At 74.3% G+C, this 23,383-nt stretch carries 19 protein-coding genes; 10 read left to right on the top strand and 9 right to left on the bottom strand.

Annotated elements, in window-relative coordinates:
• Positions 1-9 precede the first annotated feature (9 nt).
• Complete coding sequence (locus J2X49_RS12690; protein ID WP_310126935.1) at positions 10-2,913, bottom strand: cation-translocating P-type ATPase; 2,904 nt, start codon at positions 2,911-2,913, stop codon at positions 10-12.
• Positions 2,914-3,021: 108 nt separating this feature from the next.
• Between J2X49_RS12690 and J2X49_RS12685 the strand changes: the two genes are divergently transcribed.
• Positions 3,022-3,510 (top strand): hypothetical protein, encoded by a 489-nt coding sequence (locus J2X49_RS12685; protein ID WP_310126932.1) that lies wholly within the window; start codon positions 3,022-3,024, stop codon positions 3,508-3,510.
• Positions 3,510-4,757 carry a hypothetical protein gene (locus J2X49_RS12680; protein WP_310126929.1) on the top strand — a complete coding sequence of 416 codons (1,248 nt, stop codon included), beginning with the start codon at positions 3,510-3,512 and terminating at the stop codon, positions 4,755-4,757. Before J2X49_RS12685 ends, J2X49_RS12680 begins: the two co-directional genes overlap by 1 nt.
• Here the strand turns inward: J2X49_RS12680 and purF are convergent.
• Positions 4,750-6,207 carry an amidophosphoribosyltransferase gene (gene purF / locus J2X49_RS12675; protein ID WP_128190512.1) on the bottom strand — a complete coding sequence of 486 codons (1,458 nt, stop codon included), beginning with the start codon at positions 6,205-6,207 and terminating at the stop codon, positions 4,750-4,752. The two genes, J2X49_RS12680 and purF, sit on opposite strands and share 8 nt — an antisense overlap.
• A gap of 134 nt (positions 6,208-6,341) precedes the next feature.
• On the opposite strand from purF, the gene J2X49_RS12670 reads away from it, so the two are divergent.
• Positions 6,342-7,202 carry an SDR family oxidoreductase gene (locus J2X49_RS12670; protein ID WP_310126927.1) on the top strand — a complete coding sequence of 287 codons (861 nt, stop codon included), beginning with the start codon at positions 6,342-6,344 and terminating at the stop codon, positions 7,200-7,202.
• Between the two features lie 143 nt (positions 7,203-7,345).
• Here the strand turns inward: J2X49_RS12670 and J2X49_RS12665 are convergent, their stop codons facing one another.
• Positions 7,346-8,524, bottom strand: coding sequence for a glycine C-acetyltransferase (locus J2X49_RS12665; protein ID WP_128190514.1), 1,179 nt, complete (start codon positions 8,522-8,524; stop codon positions 7,346-7,348).
• A gap of 3 nt (positions 8,525-8,527) precedes the next feature.
• Entirely contained in the window at positions 8,528-9,604 is a 1,077-nt protein-coding gene (tdh, locus tag J2X49_RS12660) for an L-threonine 3-dehydrogenase (RefSeq protein WP_246992434.1), read from the bottom strand.
• Positions 9,605-9,846: 242 nt separating this feature from the next.
• Here tdh and purM point away from each other — a divergent pair, with 242 nt between their 5' ends.
• The 3 genes from purM to J2X49_RS12645 all read left to right on the top strand — a co-directional run bounded on the left by purM (position 9,847) and on the right by J2X49_RS12645 (position 12,290).
• Positions 9,847-10,935: a phosphoribosylformylglycinamidine cyclo-ligase gene (gene purM, locus J2X49_RS12655; protein ID WP_246992432.1), complete on the top strand. Its 1,089-nt coding sequence runs from the start codon at positions 9,847-9,849 to the stop codon at positions 10,933-10,935.
• Positions 10,936-11,099: 164 nt separating this feature from the next.
• The gene (locus J2X49_RS12650; RefSeq protein ID WP_246992430.1) at positions 11,100-11,837 is read left to right on the top strand and encodes a DUF4190 domain-containing protein; all 738 of its coding nucleotides are present in this window, start codon (positions 11,100-11,102) and stop codon (positions 11,835-11,837) included.
• 102 nt (positions 11,838-11,939) lie between these two features.
• Positions 11,940-12,290 carry a hypothetical protein gene (locus J2X49_RS12645; RefSeq protein WP_246992428.1) on the top strand — a complete coding sequence of 117 codons (351 nt, stop codon included), beginning with the start codon at positions 11,940-11,942 and terminating at the stop codon, positions 12,288-12,290.
• 82 nt (positions 12,291-12,372) lie between these two features.
• Here the strand turns inward: J2X49_RS12645 and J2X49_RS12640 are convergent, their stop codons facing one another.
• From J2X49_RS12640 to J2X49_RS12620, 5 genes are all read right to left on the bottom strand, one after another.
• Complete coding sequence (locus J2X49_RS12640) at positions 12,373-12,651, bottom strand: DUF5652 family protein (protein WP_128190375.1); 279 nt, start codon at positions 12,649-12,651, stop codon at positions 12,373-12,375.
• Between the two features lie 54 nt (positions 12,652-12,705).
• A complete protein-coding gene (locus J2X49_RS12635) occupies positions 12,706-14,118 on the bottom strand; it encodes an L-serine ammonia-lyase (protein WP_310126961.1) in 1,413 nt (470 codons plus the stop codon).
• A 135-nt stretch (positions 14,119-14,253) separates the two neighbouring features.
• Positions 14,254-14,463: a DUF3073 domain-containing protein gene (locus J2X49_RS12630; protein ID WP_128190376.1), complete on the bottom strand. Its 210-nt coding sequence runs from the start codon at positions 14,461-14,463 to the stop codon at positions 14,254-14,256.
• A 143-nt stretch (positions 14,464-14,606) separates the two neighbouring features.
• Positions 14,607-14,981, bottom strand: a complete 375-nt coding sequence (locus J2X49_RS12625; protein ID WP_310126917.1) for a CrcB family protein — start codon at positions 14,979-14,981, stop codon at positions 14,607-14,609.
• On the bottom strand, positions 14,978-15,370 hold the full coding sequence (locus J2X49_RS12620; RefSeq protein ID WP_310126915.1) for a CrcB family protein: 393 nt from the start codon (positions 15,368-15,370) through the stop codon (positions 14,978-14,980). The genes J2X49_RS12625 and J2X49_RS12620 overlap by 4 nt, the downstream gene beginning before the upstream one ends.
• 234 nt (positions 15,371-15,604) lie before the next feature.
• Here J2X49_RS12620 and J2X49_RS12615 point away from each other — a divergent pair, with 234 nt between their 5' ends.
• The 4 genes from J2X49_RS12615 (at position 15,605) to J2X49_RS12600 (ending at position 23,338) form a co-directional block, all read left to right on the top strand.
• On the top strand, positions 15,605-18,877 hold the full coding sequence (locus J2X49_RS12615; RefSeq protein ID WP_310126912.1) for an efflux RND transporter permease subunit: 3,273 nt from the start codon (positions 15,605-15,607) through the stop codon (positions 18,875-18,877).
• Between the two features lie 78 nt (positions 18,878-18,955).
• On the top strand, positions 18,956-19,870 hold the full coding sequence (locus J2X49_RS12610; RefSeq protein WP_310126910.1) for a DUF2510 domain-containing protein: 915 nt from the start codon (positions 18,956-18,958) through the stop codon (positions 19,868-19,870).
• 209 nt (positions 19,871-20,079) lie between these two features.
• Positions 20,080-22,455 (top strand): DEAD/DEAH box helicase, encoded by a 2,376-nt coding sequence (locus J2X49_RS12605; RefSeq protein ID WP_310126907.1) that lies wholly within the window; start codon positions 20,080-20,082, stop codon positions 22,453-22,455.
• 124 nt (positions 22,456-22,579) lie between these two features.
• Complete coding sequence (locus tag J2X49_RS12600) at positions 22,580-23,338, top strand: NAD(P)H-binding protein (protein ID WP_310126905.1); 759 nt, start codon at positions 22,580-22,582, stop codon at positions 23,336-23,338.
• Positions 23,339-23,383 lie beyond the last annotated feature (45 nt).

Below are 23,383 nucleotides of genomic sequence, written 5' to 3'. Positions count from 1 at the left end.
TGAGGGCCGTCAGTGCCCGTGGCCGTGACGCATCCGCCCCCGAACCCGCACCACGAGCTTGCGCAGCTCGTCGAGCCACAGCACGCAGGAGGCGAGCGCGAGGCACAGCAGCCACTGGCCGGCCGAGAGCGGCGCGGTGCCGAAGGCCGCCTGCAGCAGCGGCACGTGCACGACCAGCACCTGCGTGACGACGCCGAAGGCGATCGCCGCCCACAGCCAGCGGTTGGCGAACAGGCCGCGGAAGGCCGAGGCGGACTCGGAGCGCGCGTTGAGCGCGTTGCACAGCTGCGCGAGCACGAGCGTCGTGAAGGCCGCCGTGCGCGCCGTCTCGACGCCCGCGTCGCCGTCGACGAGGCCGCCCGGAAGGTGGATGTCGAGGGCCAGGAGCGTCACCGCCGCCATCGCCGTACCCATCGCGAGGATCCAGCCCCACATGCGGCCGTCGATCACCCGCTGCTCGGGCTGGCGCGGGGCGCGCGCCATCACGTCCTCCGTCTCGGGGTCGACGCCCATCGCGAGCGCGGGACCGGAGTCGGTGACGAGGTTGATCCAGAGGATCTGGGTCGCGAGCAGCGGCACGACGATCGCCTCGCCCTGGCCGCTCAGCCCGAGGAACCCGGCGAGCAGCACGCCGAGCAGCATCGTGAGCACCTCGCCCATGTTCGACGACAGCAGGTAGCGCAGGAACTTGCGGATGTTGCCGAAGATCACCCGCCCCTGCCGGATCGCCGCGACGATGGTCGAGAAGTCGTCGTCGGTGAGGATCATCGCGGCGGCCTCCTTCGAGACCTCGGTGCCGGTGATGCCCATCGCGACGCCGATGTCGGCGCGCTTGAGCGCCGGCGCGTCGTTCACGCCGTCGCCCGTCATCGCCACGACGTGGCCGCGCCGCTGCAGCGCCTCGACGAGCTGCAGCTTGTGCTCGGGGGCGACCCGCGCGAAGACCGAGACCTCCTCGACGGCGCGCGCGAGCGCATCCGCGTCGAGCCCGTCGAGGTCGGCGCCCGTGAGCACCCGGTCGCTGCCGATGCCGAGGTCGCGAGCGATGCGCAGCGCGGTTTCCGGGTGATCGCCGGTGATCATGACGACGCGCACTCCGGCCCGCCGGGCCTCGTCGATCGCCCGCGCCGCCTCGGCGCGGGGCGGGTCGATGATGCCGACCGTGCCGACGAGGATGAGGTCGCGCTCGAGGGCGAGGCCGGCCGCGGCGTCGATCGCGCCGTCCGGCCCGGTCGCGGCCGCGAGCTCGGCGCGCGTGAGCGGCCGGTAGGCGACGGCCAGCGTGCGCAGCGCATCCGCCGACATCGCCGCGACGTCGGCGTGCACGAGGGCGCGGTCCTCGTCGGTCAGCGCCGCCGTCTCGAGCCCCTGCCGCACGCGCGAGCATCGCTCGAGCAGCACGTCGGGCGCGCCCTTCGCGATGAGCACGGGCAGCGGCCGGCCCGCCGCGTCGCGGTGCTCCCGATCCTCGACGACGACCGACATCAGCTTGCGCTCCGAGGTGAACGGCACCTCGCCGAGGCGGGCGAAGCGCTCGCGGCGCCGCTCGGCGAGGCCTGCCTTCTGCTCGGCCACCACGAACGCCGCCTCGGTCGGGTCGCCCACGACCTCCCACGTGCCGTCCTCCGCCTGCCGCACCTCGGCGTTCGACGCGAGCGTGCCGCCCGAGAGCACGACGATGTCCTCCTCCCGCAGGTCCAGCGCCGCGTCCTGCGCGAGCAGCGGGCGGCCGTCGACGAGCACCTCGCCGTCGGGCGCGTAGCCGACGCCCGAGATGTCGGCGACGCCCGAGCGCGTGCGCACCTTGAGCATCGTCATCTCGTTGCGCGTGAGCGTGCCGGTCTTGTCGGAGCAGATGACGGTCGCCGAGCCGAGCGTCTCGACCGATGAGAGCGACTTCACGATCGCGCCGCGCCGGCTCATCGCCTGCACCCCGATCGAGAGCACCACCGAGAGGATCGCGGGCAGCCCCTCGGGCACCGCCGCGACCGCGAGCGAGACGCCGATGAGCAGCACGTCGACGGCGTCCTGCACCGAGCCGATGCCGCTCGTCGCGCCCACCGCGACCATGACGACGACCGCGATCACCACGACCGCGAACCCGAGGGTGCGGCCGACCCGGTGGATCTCGCGCTGCAGCGGCGTCGGCTCCTGCTCCGTCTCGGCGAGCAGCGCCGCGACCCTCCCCATCTCGGTGCGCATGCCGGTGGCGGTCACGACGGCGCGGCCCGAGCCCTGCGTGACGGCCGTGCCCTTGAAGACCAGGTCGGTGCGGTCGCCGAGCGGCACGTGCGACGGCAGCGTCGCGGGCGACTTCGTCACGGGCGCCGACTCGCCGGTGAGGGCAGCCTCGGCGATCTGCAGCGACGACGCCGCGACGAGCCGCGCGTCGGCGCCGACCGCGTCGCCCTCGGCCAGCACGAGCAGGTCGCCCGGCACGAGTGCCGCCGCGGGCAGCCGCTCGGTGCGCCCCTCGCGCACCACCGTCACGGCGACGGCGGTCATGTCGCGCAGCGCCGCGACCGCGTCGGCCGCCTTCGCCTCCTGCACGACGCCCAGCGCGGCGTTCGCGACCACGACGAGCAGGATCACGACCGCATCCACCGGCACCCCGACCGCGCCCTCGAACGCCCACGCGACGGCCGAGATCGCGACCGCGGCGAGCAGCAGCAGGATGAGCGGGTCGACGAGCTGCGCGACGAGGCGGCGCCAGGCCGGCTCGGGCGGGTCGGCGTCGAGCTCGTTCGGCCCGTGGCGCGCGAGCCGGGCGGCGGCCTCGACGCCGGTGAGCCCGCGCTCGGCCGACGTGCCGAGCGCACGCACCGCGTCGTCGGCGTCGACGAGCGCCCAGTCGACCTCGACGTCGGTCCCGGATGCGCGGTGCGGCACGGGCGGTCCCGACGAGACGGTCACGGTGCGGCCTCCTCCTCCGGGCGCCCGTGCGCTGCGGCACGGCCCCGCTCCGCACGCTACCCCGCGGGGCGCGGACCCGCACGGGCGGCGGGTGGGATCATGGTGGGCATGGACGCGCAGCCCGACCCGACCCCCGAGCAGGAGGGCGCTCGCGCGCACCGCGAGACGCACGAGACGCAGCAGATGCAGGTGCGGCGCTCGCCCCGCTACGGGGTCTTCATGGCGATCGGCGCGCTGCTGGCGATGCTCGCGGCATGGTGGATCTCGACGGCGATGCCCCCCGCGGTCAACCAGGCCGAGCAGCCGGTCGACACGACGCCCGTGATCGGCCTCATGCTCGTGGTCGGCTTCGTGGTGGGCGGGGCGCTCGGCGCGCTCGTCGCCGTGCTCATCGACCGCGCGCTCTCGAAGCGCCTGCACACCGTGACGGCCGAGCACGTCGACGTCGCCGAGCGACCCTCGCCGTCCGGCCCGGAGGATGCGGGCGACGCGACCTTCGAGCCCCTCGGGCCGGCGGGCGACCGCCGCGACGAGCTCGGCGACGGCGACCGGCCCGGCGACGCACGACCGGGCGACGACCGACCGCGCGAGGGCTGATGGCCCGGCGCCTGGCGCTGCACGCGGGCGCGCACGCGCTCGCCTGGGCCGCGCTGGGCGCCGCCGCGGCGTCGACGGCGGCGGATGCGGTGGGTCGCGAGGGCTCGCCCGTCGCGCTCGCGCTCGGGCCGGCTGCCGCGATCGCCGCAGCGGCGCTCGCGCTGCTCGTGCTCGCGCTCCCTGGCTCGCGCCGGCTCGCGCCGCGGGCGGCGACGGCCGCGGGCGCAGCGCTCGCCCTGGCGGCGCTCGCGGGGACGGCCGCGCTCGCCCTGCTCGAGCAGCCGATCGGCGTGCTGCCGGCGGCCGCGCTCGGGCTCGCCGCCGGGCTGCAGCTGCACGGGTCGGCGGCGGCCGCCGCGGCCGAGCCGGCGCTCGCGCCGCGCGTGCGGCCCGCGCCCACGCTGCTCGCCGCCGCGCTCGGCACCGCGCTCGTCGCCGGCGCCGCCATGCTCGGGGTGCCGACCGGCGCGCAGCTCGTCGGCGCCGCGGTGCTGCAGCTCGGGGCCCTCGCGCTCGCGATCGGGGCCGGCCGCGCTGCGTCGCCCGCGCCGCTCGGCGCCGACGCCGACGAGCGGCTGCGCGAGGGCGACGCGCACGGCGCCGACCCCCTCGACACAGGTGCGCACGGCGCCGGCCCGCGCGCCCTCGACCCGCAGGCGCTCGGCCTGCTCGCGCTCGCCGCGGTCGGCGCGGCCGCGATCGCGGCGCTCCGCCCCGCGCTGTCGGCCCTCGGCGCCGAGTCGCCGCAGCCGGCATGGCCCGCGGCGCTCACCCTCGCGCTCGGCGCCCTGCTCGGACCGCCGCTCGCGGTGCTCGCCGAGCGGCTGCTCGGCGCCCGCGCGCTCCCGGCCGTCGCGACCCTCGGCGGCGTCGCGGCGCTCGCGGCCCCCATCGCGCGTCCGGGCGCGCTCGACCTCGTGGCCGCCGCGTTCCTAGGCGTCGCGCTCGCCGCATCCGTCGCCCTCGTCGAGCTCGCGCGCCGCGCCGACGTGCGGCCGGCGCCGGCCACCGGCGCGGTCCTCCTGCTCGCCGGCGCTGCGGGCGCGCTGCTCGCCGCGCTGCTGCTCGCCGCCGTGCCGCTGCCCGACGTGGTGCTCGGCGCCGCGCTCGCGTGCCTGGTCGCGGCGCTCGGCGCGTGGTCGCCCGCGCTCGCGCGCAGCGTGCCCGACGCCCGGGACGGGCGTCGGAACTGGGGTCGCGGCGACGACCCGAAAGGGTCGTCGCTCCCAGCTCCACCGTTCAGCTGAGCTGCGTCTGCTCCACCCAGGCCAGGTACTCGTCGGTCACGTCGCCCGTGACGTACTCGCCCGTGAAGCACGACAGGTCGAGGCCCTGGATGTCGGTGCCGTCGAGGATCGCCCGCTGCAGGTCGTCGACCTCCTGGTAGACGAGGAAGTCGCTGCCGAGCGCCTCGTTCACCTCGGGGATGGAGCGGCCGGATGCGATGAGCTCGGCGCGCGAGGGCATGTTGATGCCGTAGACGTGCGGGTAGCGCACCGGCGGCGCGGCCGACGTGAAGGTCACCGTGTTGGTGCCGACCGAGCGCATCATCTCGACGATCTCGCGGCTCGTCGTCCCGCGCACGATCGAGTCGTCGACGACGAGCACGTTCTTGCCGCGGAACTCGCTCTCGAGCGCGTTCAGCTTCTGCTTCACCGACTTCTTGCGCTCCTGCTGCCCCGGCATGATGAAGGTGCGGCCGACGTAGCGGTTCTTGTAGAAGCCCTCGCGGTACTCGATGCCGAGCCGGCGCGCGACCTCCATCGCGGCGGGCCGCGACGAGTCGGGGATGGGCATGACCACATCGATCGCGCCGGAGGGCGTGTACTGCGCGATCGTGTCGGCCAGCCGCTCGCCCATCCGCAGCCGCGACTCGTACACGTTGATGCCGTTCATCACCGAGTCGGGGCGGGCGAGGTAGACGTACTCGAACGAGCAGGGCAGCAGCACGGGGGAGTCGTGCGTCATCGCCGACGCGAGCTCGCCGTCGGGCGTGATGAAGACCGCCTCGCCGGGCGCGACGTCGCGCTCGAGGTGGAAGCCGGAGCCGGTGAGCGCCACCGACTCGCTCGCGACCATCCACTCGGTGCGGCCCGACTCGGCGACGCGGCTGCCGAGCACGAGCGGGCGGATGCCGAACGGGTCGCGGAAGGCGAGCAGGCCGTGGCCGGCGATGAGCGCGATCACGCCGTACGAGCCGCGGATGCGCTCGTGCACGCGCCGCACGGCCGTGAACAGGCGGTCGGCGTCGAGCTCGCCGCCCTTCACGAGCGACTGCAGCTCGGAGCCGAGCACGTTCACGAGCATCTCGGTGTCGCTGCCGGTGTTGACGTGGCGGTGGTCGACGGTCGCGAGCTCGACCTCGAGCTCGCGGGTGTTCGTCAGGTTGCCGTTGTGCACGAGCACGATGCCGTACGGCGCGTTCACGTAGAACGGCTGCGCCTCGAGCTCGTTCGCCGCCTCGCCGCGGGTCGCGTAGCGCACGTGGCCGAGGCCGAAGGTGCCCAGCAGCGAGCGCATGTCGCGGGTGCGGAACGCCTCGCGCACCTGCCCCTTCGCCTTGCGCACGTGGATCGAGCGGCCCTGGGCGGTCGCGATGCCCGTGGAGTCCTGCCCGCGGTGCTGGAGGAGGGCCAGTGCGTCGTAGACCTGCTGGTTGACGCTCGAGTCGGAGACGATGCCGACGATGCCGCACACAGGCGAGCTCCTTCTGTTGCGAGGGGAGGCCTCCAGCCTACCGAGCGGCGCGCTCCCGGAGCGTCCCGGACGGCGTCGGCGGATGCGCTCGGCCGTCCATGCGACGTCCAGGGAGCGGGAGCACAGTGGGGGACATGAGCTTCGACACCGAATCCATCAAGCACCTGCCCGAGCAGACGCAGGAGTGGCCCGGCTGGACCGAGCAGCTCCAGCCCGTCCCCGACCACGGCGAGACCAGCTACGTCGGCCGCGGCCGCCTGGAGGGCATGCGCGCCCTCATCACCGGCGGAGACTCCGGCATCGGCCGCGCGACCGCGATCGCCTTCGCGAAGGAGGGCGCCGACGTCGCCATCGCCTACCTCCCGGCGGAGCAGGAGGACGCCGAGGAGACGAAGCGCCAGGTCGAGGCCGCGGGCCGCAAGGCGGTGCTCATCGCGTGCGACCAGCGCACCGAGCAGGCCAACCTCGACCTCGCCCAGCAGGCCGTCGATGGCCTCGGCGGGCTCGACGTGCTCGTGAACAACGCCGGCTACCAGATGGCGCAGGAGTCGCTCGCCGACATCACCGACGAGCAGCTGCGGCAGACGTTCGAGACGAACATCTTCGCGATGTTCAACCTGACGCGCGCCGTGCTCCCGCACCTCAAGGCGGGCGCGAGCATCATCAACTGCTCGTCGATCCAGGCGTTCGACCCCTCCGAGACGCTGCTCGACTACGCGTCGACGAAGGCGGCGATCAACAACTTCACCGTCAACCTCGCCGCGCAGGTCGGCAGCGACGGCATCCGCGTGAACGCGGTCGCCCCCGGCCCGATCTGGACCCCGCTGCAGCCGTCGACGAAGCCGAGCGTGAAGGACTTCGGCATGGACGCCCCGCTCGGCCGCCCGGGCCAGCCGATCGAGGTGGCGACCGCGTTCGTCTACCTCGCGAGCGACGACGCGAGCTACGTCTCGGGCACCGTGCTCGGCGTCACCGGCGGCAAGCCCGTGTTCTAGCGGCCCCTCACCGCTGGTCGAGCCGCCGGCCCTCCGGGCCGGCGAGTCGAGGCCATGGTGGTCTCGAGACGGTCGGCTGCGCCGACCTCCTCGACCAGCGGGGTGACGGTCGGCTGCGCCGACCTCCTCGACCAGCGGGGCGGTCAGCCCGCGACGCGCTCCCGCGCCGCCGCGAACGCCGCGACGGCCCGGTCGACGTCGGCGTCCGAGTGGGCGGCAGACAGCTGCACGCGGATGCGCGCCTCACCACGGGGCACGACCGGGAACGAGAAGGCGGTGACGTACACGCCCTCCTCGAGCATCGCATCCGCCATGTCGGCCGCGAGCCGGGCGTCATGGAACATGACCGCCGTGATCGGGTGCTCGCCGGGCAGCAGCTCGAAGCCCGCGGCCTCCATGCCCTCGCGGAACCGCACGGTGTTGCGCTGCAGCTGCTCGCGCAGCTCGCCCGCCCCCTCGACGAGGTCGAGCGCGGCGATCGACCCGGCCACGACCGACGGCGCGAGCGCGTTCGAGAACAGGTAGGGGCGCGAGCGCTGCCGCAGCAGGTCGACGATCTCCTGGCGGGCGGCGATGTAGCCGCCCGAGGCGCCGCCGAGCGCCTTGCCGAGCGTTCCCGAGATGATGTCGACGCGCTGCTGCACGCCGGCGAGCTCGGGGGTGCCGGCGCCCGTCGGGCCGGTGAAGCCCACCGCGTGCGAGTCGTCGACCATCACCATCGCGTCGTAGCGCTCGGCGAGGTCGCAGATCGCCTCGAGCGGCGCGAGGTAGCCGTCCATCGAGAAGACGCCGTCGGTGACGACGAGGCGGCGGCGCGCGCCCGAGGCCTCCTGCAGGCGCGCCTCGAGCTCGGCCATGTCGCGATTGGCGTAGCGGTAGCGGGCGGCCTTCGACAGGCGGATGCCGTCGATGATCGACGCGTGGTTCAGGGCGTCGGAGATGACGGCGTCCTCGGCGCCGAGCAGCGTCTCGAAGAGGCCGCCGTTCGCGTCGAAGCACGACGAGTAGAGGATGCACGCCTCCTGCCCGAGGAAGGAGGCGAGCCGCGACTCGAGCTCGAGGTGCTGAGTCTGCGTGCCGCAGATGAACCGCACCGAGGCCATCCCGAACCCCCACTCGTCGAGCGCGGCCTTGGCCGCCTCGACGATGCGCGGGTCGTCGGCGAGCCCGAGGTAGTTGTTGGCGCAGAAGTTGAGCACGTCGTGGCCGCCGGCCGAGACGGTCGCGGCCTGCGGCGAGTCGATGGCCCGCTCGCGCTTGGTGAGGCCGGCGGCCTCGATCTCGGCGAGCTCTGCGGCGATGGCGTCGCGGACGGAGTACACGGTTCAGGCTCCCTGGAGGTCGGTGAAGTCGAGGATGACCTTGCCCGCGGCGCCGGAGCGGGCGCGCTCGAACGCGCCCTCCCAGTCGGCGAAGGCGAAGCGGTCGGTGATGACGGGGGCGACGTCGAGGCCCGTCTGGGCCATCGACGCCATGGCGTACCAGGTCTCGTACATCTCGCGGCCGTAGATGCCCTGGATGGTCAGCATGTGCGAGACGACCTTCCCGAAGTCGACCTCGATGGGCCGCGACGGCAGGCCGAGCATGGCGATGCGGCCGCCGAAGTTGAGGTTCTCGATGATGCCGACGAGCGCGGTCGGCGAGCCCGACATCTCGAGCGCGACGTCGAAGCCCTCCTGCATGCCCAGCTCGCGCTGCACGGCCGCGATGGGGCTGACGCCGTCGGGGTCGGACGCCTCCTGCGGGTTGAGCGCGCGGAAGCCGAGCGAGCGCGCGAGCTCGAGCCGCGGCTCGGCGATGTCGGTGATCACGATGTGGCGCGCGCCGGCGTGCCGGGCGACCATCGCGGCCATCAGCCCGATCGGGCCTGCGCCGGTGACGAGCACGTCCTCGCCGACCACCGGGAACTTCAGCGCCGTGTGCACCGCGTTGCCGAACGGGTCGTAGATGCCGAAGACGTCGAGCTGCTGCTCGGTGGCGGAGTCGGCGGTGACGCCCGGGTGCACCCAGACGTTCGAGGCGGGGAGCACCACGTACTCGGCGAAGCAGCCGTCGCGCTGCACCCCGAGGTTGGAGGTGCGGATGCACAGGTGGCGGCGGCCGGCGCGGCAGTTGCGGCAGTGGCCGCACACGACGTGCCCCTCGCCGCTCATCAGCTGGCCGACGGCGTAGTCGGTGACGCCCTCGCCGACCTCCACGATCTCGCCGCAGAACTCGTGGCCGACGGTCAGCCCGGGCGTCACGGCCGACTGGGCCCACGCATCCCACGCGTCGATGTGCAGGTCGGTGCCGCAGATGCCGGCGCGGAGCACGCGCACCTTCACGTGGCCCGCGGGAGTCGCGGGCTCGGGGATCTCGACCAGCTCGAGTCCTGGCTTGCCTCGGGTCACGAGTGCGTGCATGGGCGTCTCCGTCGACGGTGGTGGGTGTGCCGCGACCATCCTGCCACCCGCCCGCCGTCACTGATCCCGAGCGGGCCCCGGGGTGACGGCGCACAACGCAAGCCCGCCGGCCCCGTTCCGCGGCGGATCCGGGGAAGGACGGTTCCACGCCCCGGTTCCGGGCCGTGGGACTTGCGTTGTGCGCGGGTCGGGCTGGCGATCGGCGCACCCGGGCAGCACCGGCGGCTCGGTAGCCTGGGGGCATGACCGATCCGTATGCGTCCGCCGGCGTCGACACCGAGGCGGGCGACCGCGCGGTCGAGCTCATGAAGGCCGCCGTCTCGCGCACCCACGGCCCCGGCGTGCTCGGCGGCGTGGGCGGCTTCGCCGGCCTCTTCGACCTGTCGGCCGCGGGCGCCTACGCGAAGCCGCTGCTCGCCACCTCCACCGACGGCGTCGGCACGAAGATCGCGCTCGCCCGCGCGATCGACAAGCACGACACGATCGGCCAGGACCTCGTCGGCATGGTCGTCGACGACATCGTCGTGGTCGGCGCGAAGCCGCTGTTCATGACCGACTACATCGCGTGCGGCCGCGTCGTGCCCGAGCGCATCGCCGACATCGTGCGCGGCATCGCCGAGGCGTGCGAGGCGACCGGCACGGCGCTCGTCGGCGGCGAGACGGCCGAGCACCCGGGCGTCATGGAGCCCGACGACTACGACGTGGCCGGTGCGGCCGTCGGCATCGTCGAGGCGGATGCGGTGCTGGGCGCCGAGCGCGTCGGCGAGGGCGACGTCGTGGTCGCCATGGCCTCCTCGGGGCTCCACTCCAACGGCTTCAGCCTCGTGCGCCACGTGCTGGCCGAGCGCAGCATCGCGCTCACCGACCGCGTCGACGAGCTGGGCGGCGTCGCCGCCGAGGTGCTGCTCGAGCCGACGCGGCTCTACACGCTGCCGCTGCTCGGCATGCTCGAGCGGGGCCTCGGCATCCGCGCCATCTCGCACGTGACGGGCGGCGGCATCGCCGCGAACCTCGCGCGCGTGCTGCCGCAGCGCCTCGCCGTCGAGATCGACCGGCAGGGCTGGCAGGTGCCTGCGGTGTTCGACGCGCTCGCGCAGCTCGGAGACTTCCCGCTCACCGACGCCGAGGGCACCTGGAACCTGGGCCTCGGCATGCTCGTGGTCGTCGGCGAGGCCGACGCCGCGGGCGTCGTCGCGGCGAGCGAGGCCGCGGGCATCCCTGCCTCGACGATCGGCCGGGTCGAGGCAGCCCCCGCCGATCCGAGCGGATGGGTGCAGGGCGCCAAGGGCGTCGACGGCGGCGCGGTGCGCCTGACCGGCAGCTACCGCTGACCCGTGCGGCACCGGTGCGCCGGCGGCCGCTGCGGCGGCGAGGGGACGTCCAGGAGACTCGGACGTTGCGGGCGTACCGTGACGGCAGGTTCGAGCGCGACGGCACATCCGCCGGAGCGTGACGACCGGTATCGCCGATCGGGATCGCAGACGGGAGGTGCGTGATGACGTCCGACGCGGACCGCTTCCGGCCTCGCGACCAGGGCCAGCCCGCCTCGCCGCAGCCCGACCCGTCCTACGGCTCGATCTCGGAGCAGACGCCGCCGACGCCGCCGGCCCCCGACCCCGCTCCGCCGGGCCCTCGCGTGCGCAACCTCGTCCCCATGCCGATGCAGCAGGGGCCGAGCATCCGTCCCACCTCGCCGCCCGACGCCCCGCCGCCGACGCCTCCGCCCGGCCCGTGGCAGCGGTCGATGCCGCAGCAGCCGCTGCCGCAGCAGCCCGCGCCTCCGCAGCAGCCGCCGCCTCCGCACCAGTACGCCGCGCCCGGCTCGGTGCCGCGGCCGTCCGCGCCGGTCGGCTACGCGCATCCGCTCCACGCCGGCCGCGACGCGCAGCTGATCCACCCCGCCGCCGCGCAGGCCTCGAGCGTCACGCCCTACGGCGTGCCCGTCTACCACGCGCCCGTCTACGCGACCGCGGCGCCGCCCTCGCGCGGCCTGTCGATCACCGCGATGGTGCTGGGGCTCATCTCGGTGACCTTCGGCTGGACGCTCGTCGTGCTGCCCATCATCGGGCTCGTCTTCGGCATCCTGGCGCTGCGGCGCGAGCCTGCCGGGCGACCGCTGGCGCTCACCGGGCTCCTCACCTCGATCGGCGGCATGCTGTGGGTGCTGCTGTTCTACCTGCTGCCCCTCGCCGGGGTGGTCGCGGCGATGCTCTTCGCCGTCAGCACGAGCTGAACCGTCGGCCTCCGCTCCCGATCCGTTGGGCGCGCGTTCACCGTCCGGGCCTAGGCTGTGCGCGACGCAGCGCGTCCTTGCACCGACCCGAGGAAGAACGCCATGACCTACACGCCCCCCGAGCAGCCCCAGCAGGGCGGCTACCAGCCCTACCAGCCGGCCACCGGCAACCAGTACGGCGGCTACGCCGCAGCGCCGGCCTCGACGTCGAAGAAGCTCTCCATGTGGGGCCTCATCCTCGGCATCTCCAGCATCATCATCCCGATCTTCCTCAACGCCATCGCCGGCGGCGTGCTCTCCGGCATCGGCCTGGCGAAGGAGCCGCAGGGCAAGACGATGGCCATCTGGGGCATCGTGACCTCGGTGCTCGGCTTCATCTGGGGCTTCATCTTCTGGCCGATCGTCGTGTTCGGCCTGCTGTTCGCCGCCGTCGCGGAGTCCGGCGCCTACTGAGCCGCAGCCGCAGCCGCACGCTCGAGGGGGCTCGCCGATCGGCGGGCCCCCTCGAGCGTCGGCGGCGTGCGGGCCGCGCGGCTCAGGTCTCCTGCGAGTGCCCGAGCTGCGGCGGCTCGCCGGTGCGCGCGAGGATCTCGGCCTCCTGCCGCGCCCGCCGCTCGCGGTCGCGGCTCACGCCGAAGAGGTAGACGGCGTCGAGCACGCCGAGCGTGTTCGAGACGAGCAGCGTCGCGAACCACGCCTTGTCGCGGTGCTTCGCCGCGCGCCACAGCGACGCGCCCTTCCACGCGAGGCTCCAGGCCACTGCGGCGCCGAGGGCCGCGCGCATCCCGGGACGGTCGAGCTGCTCTGCCTTCATGGCCCGACTGTCCCACGGAAGCGGCCGGGCCGCCAGAGAGCAGTCCGGCGGCGGTCAGCACTCGATGAACGCCACCGCGAGGCCGCCGAGCGCGGTCTCCTTGTACTTGTCGCTCATGTCGGCGCCCGTGCGGCGCATCGTCTCGACGGCGGTGTCGAGGCTCACGTAGTGCGTGCCGTCGCCCTGCTTCGCCATGCGCGCGGCGTTGATCGCCTTGACCGACGCCATCGCGTTGCGCTCGATGCAGGGGATCTGCACGAGGCCCTTGATGGGGTCGCACGTGAGACCGAGGTTGTGCTCGATGCCGATCTCGGCGGCGTTCTCGATCTGCTCGGGCGTCGCGCCGAGCACCGCGGCGAATCCGGCCGCGGCCATCGCGCACGCGGAGCCCACCTCGCCCTGGCAGCCCACCTCGGCGCCCGAGATCGAGGCGTTCGACTTGATGATGATGCCGATCGCGCCGGCGACCAGCAGGAAGCGCACCTCCCACGGCACCTCGTCGTCGACGCAGTTCGCGAAGAGGTCGGCGTAGTGCATGACGGCGGGGATGATGCCCGCGGCGCCGTTCGTCGGCGCGGTCACGACCCGCGCGCCCGCGGCGTTCTCCTCGTTGACGGCGAGCGCGTAGAGGTTGACCCACTCCATGCCCTCGAGCAGGTCGGGGCGGCCCGCCTTCGGGGCCGCGTCGCGCTCGATGAGCTTCGCGTGCCAGTCCTTCGCCCGGCGCTTCACGTCGAGCCCGCCCGGCAGGATGCCGTCGGTCGCGATCCCGTGCGCGACGCACTCCTGCATGACCTGCCAGATGCGCTCGAGCTGCGCGATCGTCTGCTCGCGCGAGCGCCAGGCGCCCTCGTTCTCGAGCATGAGCTCGGCCACCGACAGGCCCGTGCGGCGGCAGAGCGCGACGAGCTCGTCGCCGTGCGTGAACGGGTAGGGCACCGGGTGCAGCTGGCGCGCCGGCGCCGGCACGGGCGAGAGCACGTCGCCCTCGTCGTGGCGCATGACGAAGCCCCCGCCGATCGAGTAGTAGCCGGCGGTCGCGATCTCGGCGTCGGATGCGTCGTAGGCGGTGATGCGCAGGGCGTTCGGGTGCTCGCGGCGCACGGTGAGCGGCCGGAAGACGAACACCTTCGCCTCGTCGAACGCGACGGGCAGCCTGCCGCCGAGGCGCAGCTCGCCGGTGGCGCGGATGCGCTCGAGCGTCTCGGCGATCTGCGGCGTCTCGACGGTGTCGGGCGCGAGTCCGGAGAGGCCGAGCATCACGGCGGTGTCGGTGCCGTGCCCCGAGCCGGTGGCGCCGAGCGATCCGAGCAGGTCGACGCGGAGCCGCACGACCTCGTCGAAGCGACCCGACGCATCCGCCTGCGCGACGAAGTCGAGCGCGGCGCGCATCGGGCCGACGGTGTGCGACGACGACGGGCCGATGCCGATCTTGAACAGGTCGAGCACCGACAGCGACTCGAACACCGGCGCGGTCGCGGTGGCATGGCTGCCGATCGCGGTCGGCTCCTGCACCTGTCCGTTGGTGATGGCGTGCGACGTCACGATCGGCTCCTTCGCCTCAGGCAGCGGAGCCAGGGGTGGCGGCTCAGTGCTGCGTCGTCAGGCGCTGCGCCCCTGCTGACGCTCGTCAGCGTACTCGTCGTCCTCGGTGGAGTACTCGGCGTAGTCGGCCCACTTGTCGACGAGCTCGTCGTTCGAGGGGCCACCGCCGAGCTCCTGCTGGAGCACGGAGTAGTTGATGTTCGGGCTGAATGACTTCAGCTCACGTGCCAGCTTCGTGTGCTTGGCCTTCTGGCGACCACGACCCATGCTGGACCCCCCTTGCGGACGGCGCCGACGATGAGCCGGCGAACGATGTGAGAACTGCGATGCTACGTCCAACCTCGATCGTAGCATCGAGGGGGCCTGGCGACTGTGCGCGGGCCATGCCTGGGGAGTGCGCGCGGCAGGGATCAGGCCGGGAGCGCGGGCGCGAGCGCCGCGCCCAGGAGGAGGCCCGCGGACGCGGCGATCGCTCCGCCGACGACGGTGGCCGTGAGCGTCGCGAGGGCGGGGCCGCTGCGGCGCCCGTCGAGCTGCTCGACCGCCTGCACCGCGAACGCCGAGTACGTGGAGAGGCCGCCGCAGAAGCCGGTCACGAGGATCGCGCGGAGGGCCTCGTCGGCGACCAGGCCGCCCGCGAGCGCGCCCGCGAGCAGGCTCGCGGCGAGGTTCACGAGCAGCGTCGCCCGCACGGGCCGCCGGTGGGGGAGCGCGCCCGCGAGGAAGCGCACCACGGCGCCGGCGCCGCCGGCCGCGGCGACGGCGAGCAGCTCGACCGCGCTCACGCGGCCCGCCGCCTCGCGACGCGGCGGCCGAGCAGCAGCCCGGCCCACGCGGCGAGCAGGCACACCACGAGCGTGGCGAGCGCGAGCGCGATGCCGGGCAGGGCCGGCACGAACGCGCTCCAGCCGCCCGCCGCCGGGGCCGCGGCGCTCGCGACCGCCACCGCGCTGAAGGTCGTGAAGCCGCCGAGCACACCCGCGCCGATGCCGTGCCGCAGCCAGTCGGGCGCCCCGGCGAGCGCCGCCGTCGAGACGCCGAGCAGCAGGCTGCCGAGCGCGTTCACGCCGAGCAGCGCCCAGCCGTCGCCGAGCGACGACTCGATCGTCGCGCGGGCCGCCGTGCCCAGCGCGCCGCCGAGGGCGACGGCGAGCACGGAGCGCAGCAGCTGCATGCGACCAGCGTAGGCACCCGCGCGGCGCGGGCTCCGCCGCCTGGCCGTCGACCAGCTCCAGCGACCCGTTGCACCCTGCGCGACCCGGTGCACCGGGTCTGGCCGGGTCGACGGGGTCGTGGGAGCGGACGCGGGCCGCGCCCCGCTTCGACGTCGACGCGGTGGGCCGAAGCCGGGCGGATGCGGGGGCTGGCCCCATAGGGAGCCCACACCGGGCGATGGGAGGATCGGCGGGTGCATCTGCTCTCGCTCGCCAGCCTCAAGAACCGCGCGCTGGTCGCCCTCGCGACCATCTGCATCGCCATCTTCGGCGGCGTCGCCCTCTCGAGCCTGAAGACCGAGCTCACGCCCGAGCTCGAGCTGCCCGCCGTGGTCGTCACGACCACGCTGCCGGGCGCGAGCCCCGAGATCATGAGCGAGGACGTCACGGGGCCCATCGAGCGGGCCATCCAGTCGGTGCCCGGGCTCGAGGGCACGAGCGGCACGTCGTCGACGAGCTCGAGCGTCGTCTTCGCCGAGTTCACGTACGGCATCAACATCCCCACGACCGAGCAGCGCGTGCAGCAGGCCGTCAACCGCATCGTGAGCCAGCTGCCCGAGGGCGCCGAGCCCACGGTGGTCACCGGCTCGATCGCCGACTTCCCGGTGCTGCGCATCGCCATCTCGGGGCCCGGCGAGCAGGCCGCGCTCGTCGACCGGATCGAGACGATCGCGGTGCCGCAGCTCGAGCGCGTCGACGGCGTGCGCGCCGTGCAGCTGCAGGGCGCGCCGGGCCAGCGCATCACCATCGCGCCCGACGACGCCGCGCTCGCGGCCGCGGGCCTCACGAGGCTCGACATCAGCGAGGCCATCGACGAGCACGGGCAGCTGCTGCCCGGCGGCACCGTCGACGACGGCGACCAGACGCTCAGCGTGCAGATCGGCGAGCGCCTGGGCTCGGTCGACGACGTCGCGAGCCTGCCGCTCAGCGCCGAGCAGACGACCGAGCCCGACCCGGCCAACCCGCCGAACGCCCCTCCGGCCGCCGAGACCGTGGCGATCGGCGACGTCGCCGAGGTCGTGCTCGAGCAGGACCCGGTGACGTCGATCGCGCTCGTCGACGGCGAGCCGGCGATCATCCTCTCGATCACGAAGACGCAGGCGTCGAACACCGTCGACGTCTCGCACGCGGTGCAGGAGATCCTGCCGGGCCTCCGCGACGAGCTCGGTGACGGCGTCACCTTCACGACGGTGCTCGACCAGGCGCCATACATCGAGCACTCGATCGAGGCGCTCGCGGTCGAGGGGGCGCTCGGCCTCGCCTTCGCGATCCTCGTCATCCTGATCTTCCTCTGGTCGCTGCGCTCGACGATCGTCACCGCGGTCTCCATCCCCATCTCGGTGCTCATGACCTTCATCGGCATGTGGGGCGCCGGCTACTCCCTCAACGTGCTCACCCTGGGCGCCCTCACCATCTCGATCGGTCGCGTCGTCGACGACTCGATCGTCGTCATCGAGAACATCAAGCGGCACCTCGCCTTCCAGGCGTCGCGGTCGAAGGCGATCCTGGATGCGGTGCGCGAGGTCGCGGGCGCCATCACGGCGTCGACGGTCACCACGGTCATCGTCTTCCTCCCGCTCGCGTTCGTCAGCGACATCACCGGCGAGCTGTTCCGGCCGTTCGCGCTGACGGTGTCGATCGCGCTGCTCGCCTCGCTCGTCGTCTCGCTCACGATCGTGCCGGTGCTGGCCTCCTGGCTGCTCCGGCGGCCGCAGCACGCGGTCGCGGCGGAGGAGGCGGCCGCGGCGCAGGCCGCCGCTGCGGCGGATGCCCCGGCGCGGCCGACGCGACGCGCGCCCTTCTGGCGCCGCCGCGCATCCGCCCGCGAGCGCAGCGCGCCGGCCGCGCAGCCCGTGCCGCCCGCGCCGATCGAGGAGGAGCGGCCCGACCGCCTGCGCCGCGGCTACCGGCCGATCCTGCTCGCGACGCTGCGGCGGCCCTGGCTCGTGCTCGTCGGCGCCGTGCTCGTGCTGGCCGCGAGCGGCGCGGCGCTGCCGTTCATGGCCACCAACTTCCTCGGCGACGACGGCCAGACGACCGTGCAGGTCTCGCAGGAGCTGGAGCCCGGCGCCTCGCTCGACGCGCAGCTCGCCGCCGCCGAGGCGCTCACCGCCGACCTCGAGGCCATCGACGGCGTCGAGACGGTCTCGGCGACCGTCTCGAGCGGCGCATCGTCGTTCGCGGCCTTCACGGGCGGCGGGGGCGGCGGCGCGATCTCGTACGGCGTGATCGCCGCGGAGGGCACGGACATGCCCGCGCTCCGCGAGCGCATCCGCGAGGCCGCCGACGCGGCCGACGGCGAGGTGACCGTGGGGCAGTCGGCTGGCCTCGGCGGCAGCGACATCGAGATCGAGGTGCAGGCGCCCACGCCCGACGCGCTCGAGGCGGCCACCGCATCCGTCGTCGACGCGGTCGGCGACGTCGACGGCGTCGCGCAGGTCACCGACTCGCTCGAGGGCGCGCAGCCGCTCGTGCAGGTCGCGGTCGACCGCGAGCTCGCCGCGAGCCTCGGCCTCAGCGAGGCCGCCGTCTCGGGCCTCGTCGCCCAGGCGATGCAGCCGACGCCGGCGGGCGAGATCCAGCTCGACGGCTCGCTCGTGCGCATCTGGCTCGACGCGATCGCGCCGGCCGCGACGCTCGAGGAGCTGCGCGAGCTCGAACTGCCGACGCCGAACGGCCCGCTGCCGCTCGCCGACGTGGCCGAGGTCACGCAGATCGAGGGGCCGGTGTCGATCTCGACGAGCGACGGCAGCCGCACGGCCACCGTCACCGTCACCCCCGACGCGGCCGACGTCGGCGGCGTCTCGGCCGGCGTGGGCGAGGCGCTCGCGGGGCTCGAGCTCGCCGACGGGGCCGAGGCCTCGGTGGGCGGCGTCGCCACCCAGATCACGGATGCGTTCACCCAGCTGGGCATCGCGGCGCTCATCGCGATCCTGCTCGTCTACGTCGTGATGGTCGCCACCTTCAAGAGCCTCCTGCAGCCGTTCCTGCTGCTCGTGTCGGTGCCGTTCGCCGCGACCGGCGCGATCGCGATGCAGCTCATCACCGGGGTGCCGCTCGGCGTCGCCTCGATGGTGGGCGTGCTCATGCTCGTGGGCATCGTGGTGACGAACGCGATCGTGCTCATCGACCTCGTCAACCAGTACCGCGACCGCGGGCTCGGCGTGCGCGAGGCGCTCGTCGAGGGCGCCGAGCGGCGACTCCGGCCCATCCTCATGACCGCGGCGGCGACGATCTTCGCGCTCGTGCCGATGGCGGCGGGCCTCACCGGGCAGGGCGGCTTCATCTCGCAGCCGCTCGCGATCGTCGTGATCGGCGGACTCATCTCGTCGACGCTGCTGACGCTCATCGTGCTGCCGGTGCTGTACCTGGTCGTCGAGGGTGCCATCGAGCGCCGTCGGGTGCGCCAGGGCACCGGCACGCGCGCCGAGCGCCGCGGCGAGCTCGAGGCGGCCAGCGTGCGCTGACCGGGTTCACAGCGGATGCGCGGTCGCGCGTTGGTTGAATGGGCGCGCCCGAGGCACCCGTGATCCCGAGGAGGACGCATGCCCAGCTTCCTCATCGTGCACTCCGTCATCCAGGACGGCAGGTTCGACGCCTACCGGCAGCCCCCGACCCTCGACATCGGCGGACTGCGCGCCCCGCTCGACTGGGGCGACATCACGCTGCACGTGCCGGCCGGCGACCTGCCGGTCACCGTCTACGTCGTCCGCACCGACGGGCAGATCGAGGGCGCCAAGATCACGGTGCGCGCGCCCGCGGGGACGGGCACCAGGCTCACCTTCATCCCGCCGCTGCAGCCCGGCGGCACCTCCCAGCTGCGCATCGACGGGCAGTGGGCGGCCGACTCGTCGATGCACTACTACGCGGCGCGCGACGCCCGCGTGCTCGCCGCGCCGACGCATCCGCTCCCGCCCGTCGGCGAGGGGCGCTCGCGCGCGGCCTCCGGCGTGCGGATCGTCGCACCCGCCGCGGCGCCGCTCGCGCCGCCCGCGCAGGCCGTCGGCCCGACGCCCGGCTCGACGGCCTCGGTGCCGCCGTCGCCGTCGAGCTTCGGGCACGAGCAGGGCGCCCGCGTCGATCCCGTGCAGGCGAGCCCGGCGCACCCGGCGCCCGGGGCCGCCGGACCCGCGCATCCCCAGCCGTCGTTCGGGCAGCGGCAGCCGCCGGCGATCCCGACGCCCGAGGAGTTCGACCGCCTCGAGCGCGAGGCGGGCGCCGCGCAGGCGCGCGCCTACGAGGCGTGGGCGGCGCAGCAGCGCGCGACGTCGCACGAGCCGCCCGCGCAGCACGACGGCGCGCCGCGGCCCATCGGGCTCGTTCCTGCGAACGCGGGGCAGGCGCAGCCGGCCTGGTACCCCGACCCCTTCCGGCGCGCGGAGCTGCGCTGGTTCGACGGCCAGCAGTGGACGTCGTCGGTCATGCGGGGCGGGGCCCGGACGCACGACCTGCCCGGCTGAGGCCGCGCCGATTGCCCCTGTCGCCCCGGCAGGGGATGCCGTAGTGTGGACAGGTCGGCTCGGGACAGGCGCGGTTGTGCGCGCCACATGGAGTGTCGCCGCGGCCGGAGTTCCCGCGAGCACCCTCGCGGACGAACCAGATGATCCCGCGATGAACTGCGGCTCTACCAGCGCAAGCCTTCGTCTTGCGCGCGATCACGAGACGAGCGATGGCACGTAACGACCAGCGTCCCCAGGGCGCCCACCGACCGAACGACCGCAGCGGCAGCCGCCCCGGCTCCCGCAGCCCCGGCCACCGCGGCCACCGCGAGGAGCAGCCCGGCAAGAACCGCTGGAGCCGCGACGACCGCGACCGCCGCGACCAGGGCGGCCAGCAGGGCGGCTCGCGCCGGCCCAACTGGACCCCGCCGGAGGAGCGCAAGCACGACGACCGTCGCGCCCCCGCGTTCCGCACCCGCGGCGGCCACCAGGGCGGCCGCGACCAGCAGCGCGACGACCGCCTCCACCGCGGCGAGCGCCCCCGCGGCTTCGACCGCGCCCGCGACGACCACCGCGGCCGCGGCACCGACGACCGCCGTGGCGGCGAGCGCCGCTTCGACCGGGACGACCGCCCGCAGCGGTCGTTCGGGGATCGGGATGCGCGTGGCGGCGACCGTCGCTTCGACCGGGATGACCGTGCGCAGCGGTCCTTCGGCGATCGGGATGCGCGTGGTGGCGACCGTCGCTTCGACCGGGATGACCGTCCGCAGCGGTCGTTCGGCGACCGGGACTCGCGTGGCGGCGACCGTCGCTTCGACCGGGATGACCGCCCGCAGCGCTCGTTCTCGGATAGGGATGCGCGTGGTGGCCACCGTCGCTTCGATCGGGATGACCGTCCGCAGCGGTCGTTCGGCGACCGGGATGCGCGTGGTGGTGACCGTCGCTTCGATCGGGATGACCGTCCGCAGCGGTCGTTCGGCGACCGGGATGCGCGTGGTGGCGACCGTCGTCCGCAGGGCGACCGTCGCGACGACCGCTTCGGCGACCGCCGCCGCGACGACCGCCCGCAGCGCTCGTTCGACGACCGCGGCAACCGGGGCGGCGGCGAGCATCGCTTCGACCGCGATGAGCGCCCGCAGCGCCGCTTCGACCGCGACGAGCGCCCGCAGCGCCGCTCCGACGACCGCACCGAGCGCCCACAGCGACGCTTCGAGCGCGACGAGCGCCCGCAGCGCTCCTCCGGCGGCCGCGACAGCCGGGGCGGCGAGCGCCGCTTCGACGACCGCCCCCGGCGCGACAGCACCTACTACCCGGCCAAGGACGCGAACCCGTTCACGCCCAAGGAGGACGTCGTCCTCGAGCGCCTCGAGGCGCAGTCCACGAGCGCCGCGGACGTCGAGGGCATCAGCTTCGGCGACCTCGGCCTCGGCGACAGCATCTCCGCGGCGCTGGCCGCGATGGGCGCCGAGGCGCCCTTCCCGATCCAGGCCGCGACCATCCCCGATGTGATCGCCGGCCGCGACGTGCTCGGCCGCGGCCGCACGGGCTCCGGCAAGACGATCGCGTTCGGCGCTCCGATCGTCGAGCTGCTCACGCGCAACCGTCCCGACCGCCGCGAGATCGGCCGCGCCCCGCGCGCGCTGATCCTGGCGCCGACCCGCGAGCTCGCGCAGCAGATCAACCACGTGATCATGACCCTCGGCCGGTCGGTCGGCGTCTTCACGACCGTGATCGTCGGCGGCGTCAAGCAGGACCGCCAGGTCGAGGGGCTGCGTCGCGGCGTCGACATCGTCATCGGCACCCCCGGCCGCATCGAGGACCTCGTCGAGCAGCGCAAGCTGAACCTCGGCAGCGTCGAGATCGCGGTGGTCGACGAGGCCGACCACATGACCGAGCTCGGGTTCCTCGAGCCCGTGCAGCGCATCCTGCGGCAGACCCGCCCCGGCAGCCAGAAGCTGCTCTTCTCGGCGACGCTCGACGCCGAGGTGCAGACGATCGTCAAGGAGTTCCTGCCCGAGCCCTCCGTGCACGAGGTCGCGGGCGAGGAGCAGTCGACGTCGACGATCGACCACCAGGTGCTCGTCGTCGACCGCTACGACAAGGACGCCGTGCTCGAGCAGATCGTGCGCAACCCCGGCCGCATCGTGGTCTTCACGCGCACCCGCGCCTACGCCGAGCGGCTCGCCGAGCAGTTCGACGATGCGGGCGTCGCGGCGGTGAGCCTCCACGGCGACCTGACGCAGGCGAAGCGCAACCGCTCGCTCGACAAGGTCAAGCGCGGCAAGGTCGACGTGCTCGTCGCGACCGACGTCGCCGCGCGCGGCATCCACATCGACGACATCGCGCTCGTCGTGCAGGCCGACCCGCCGGACGAGTACAAGACCTACATGCACCGCTCGGGCCGCACCGGCCGCGCGGGCAACGACGGCCGCGTCGTCACCGTGATCGCCCCCGCGCGCCGCAAGCGCACCCAGCAGCTGCTGGACCGGGCCGAGATCGAGGCGCCGATGATCCCGGTCGTCCCCGGCGACGACCTGCTCGACACCCTCACGATGCCGCCGTCGTCCGGCCGCGCGGAGGCCGCCGAGGCGGTCCCCGCCTCGTAGCGGCTCGCACACGACGCAAGCCCGCAGCGCCCGCAGGCGGCCCGGATCCCCGCGATCCGGGCCGTCTGCCGCATCCGCGCCCCGTCGGGCTTGCGCTGTGCGGCCGCTGGCCTAGCGTGAGGGCATGCGCGTCGTGGTCGTCGGTGGTTCGGGGAATGCGGGCTCGGCGATCGTGCGGGCGCTCGGCAGGCGCGGTGCCCAGGCGGTGCCGATGTCGCGCTCGGGCAAGGCGATCGCGGGAGCGCCCGGCGTCAAGGCCGACATCGTCACGGGCGAGGGGCTCGACGAGGCGCTCGCGGGCGCCGACGTGGTCGTCGACGCCGCGAACTCGCGCAACCCGCTCGACCTGAAGCCCTTCACGATCGGCGCGCGCAACCTCGTCGCGGCGGCCGAGCGCGCCGGCGTGCGGCGCGCGGTGGTGCTCTCGATCATCGGCGTCGACCGCTCGAAGCTGTCGTACCACCGCCGCAAGCGCGAGCAGGAGCTCACCTACCTCGGCTCGTCGCTCGACGTGACCATCGTGCGCGCCGCGCAGTTCCACGAGTGGTCGGTCGACTTCTTCGAGGCGGGCTCGGCGCTCGGCGCGATCCCGGTGGTGCTCGGCGGCCGCCTGCAGCCGGTGGCGGTGAGCGAGGTCGCCGACCTCGTCGCCGACGAGGCGCTCGAGCCCTCGGGCGAGCGGATGCTCGAGATCGCGGGGCCGCAGGTGCGGGTCTCGCGCGACCTGGCGAGGGCCTGGCAGGCGGCGACGGGCGCGCGAGGCCTCATCGTCAACGGCCCGTTCCCGCCGTCGATGGTCGACTACCTGCGCTCGGGCGCCAACCTCTCGGAGCAGCGCAAGGGCACCGTCACCTTCGAGGAGTGGCTCGCGCGCCGCCGCTAATCCCCAGCATCCCGCCCGCGTCGGGCGCGCGTGGGCGGTCGCACC

The sequence above is a fragment of the Agrococcus sp. BE272 genome (assembly GCF_031457935.1).
Lineage (GTDB): Bacteria > Actinomycetota > Actinomycetes > Actinomycetales > Microbacteriaceae > Agrococcus > Agrococcus sediminis.
This window is presented reverse-complemented; position numbering and strand designations above follow the sequence as displayed.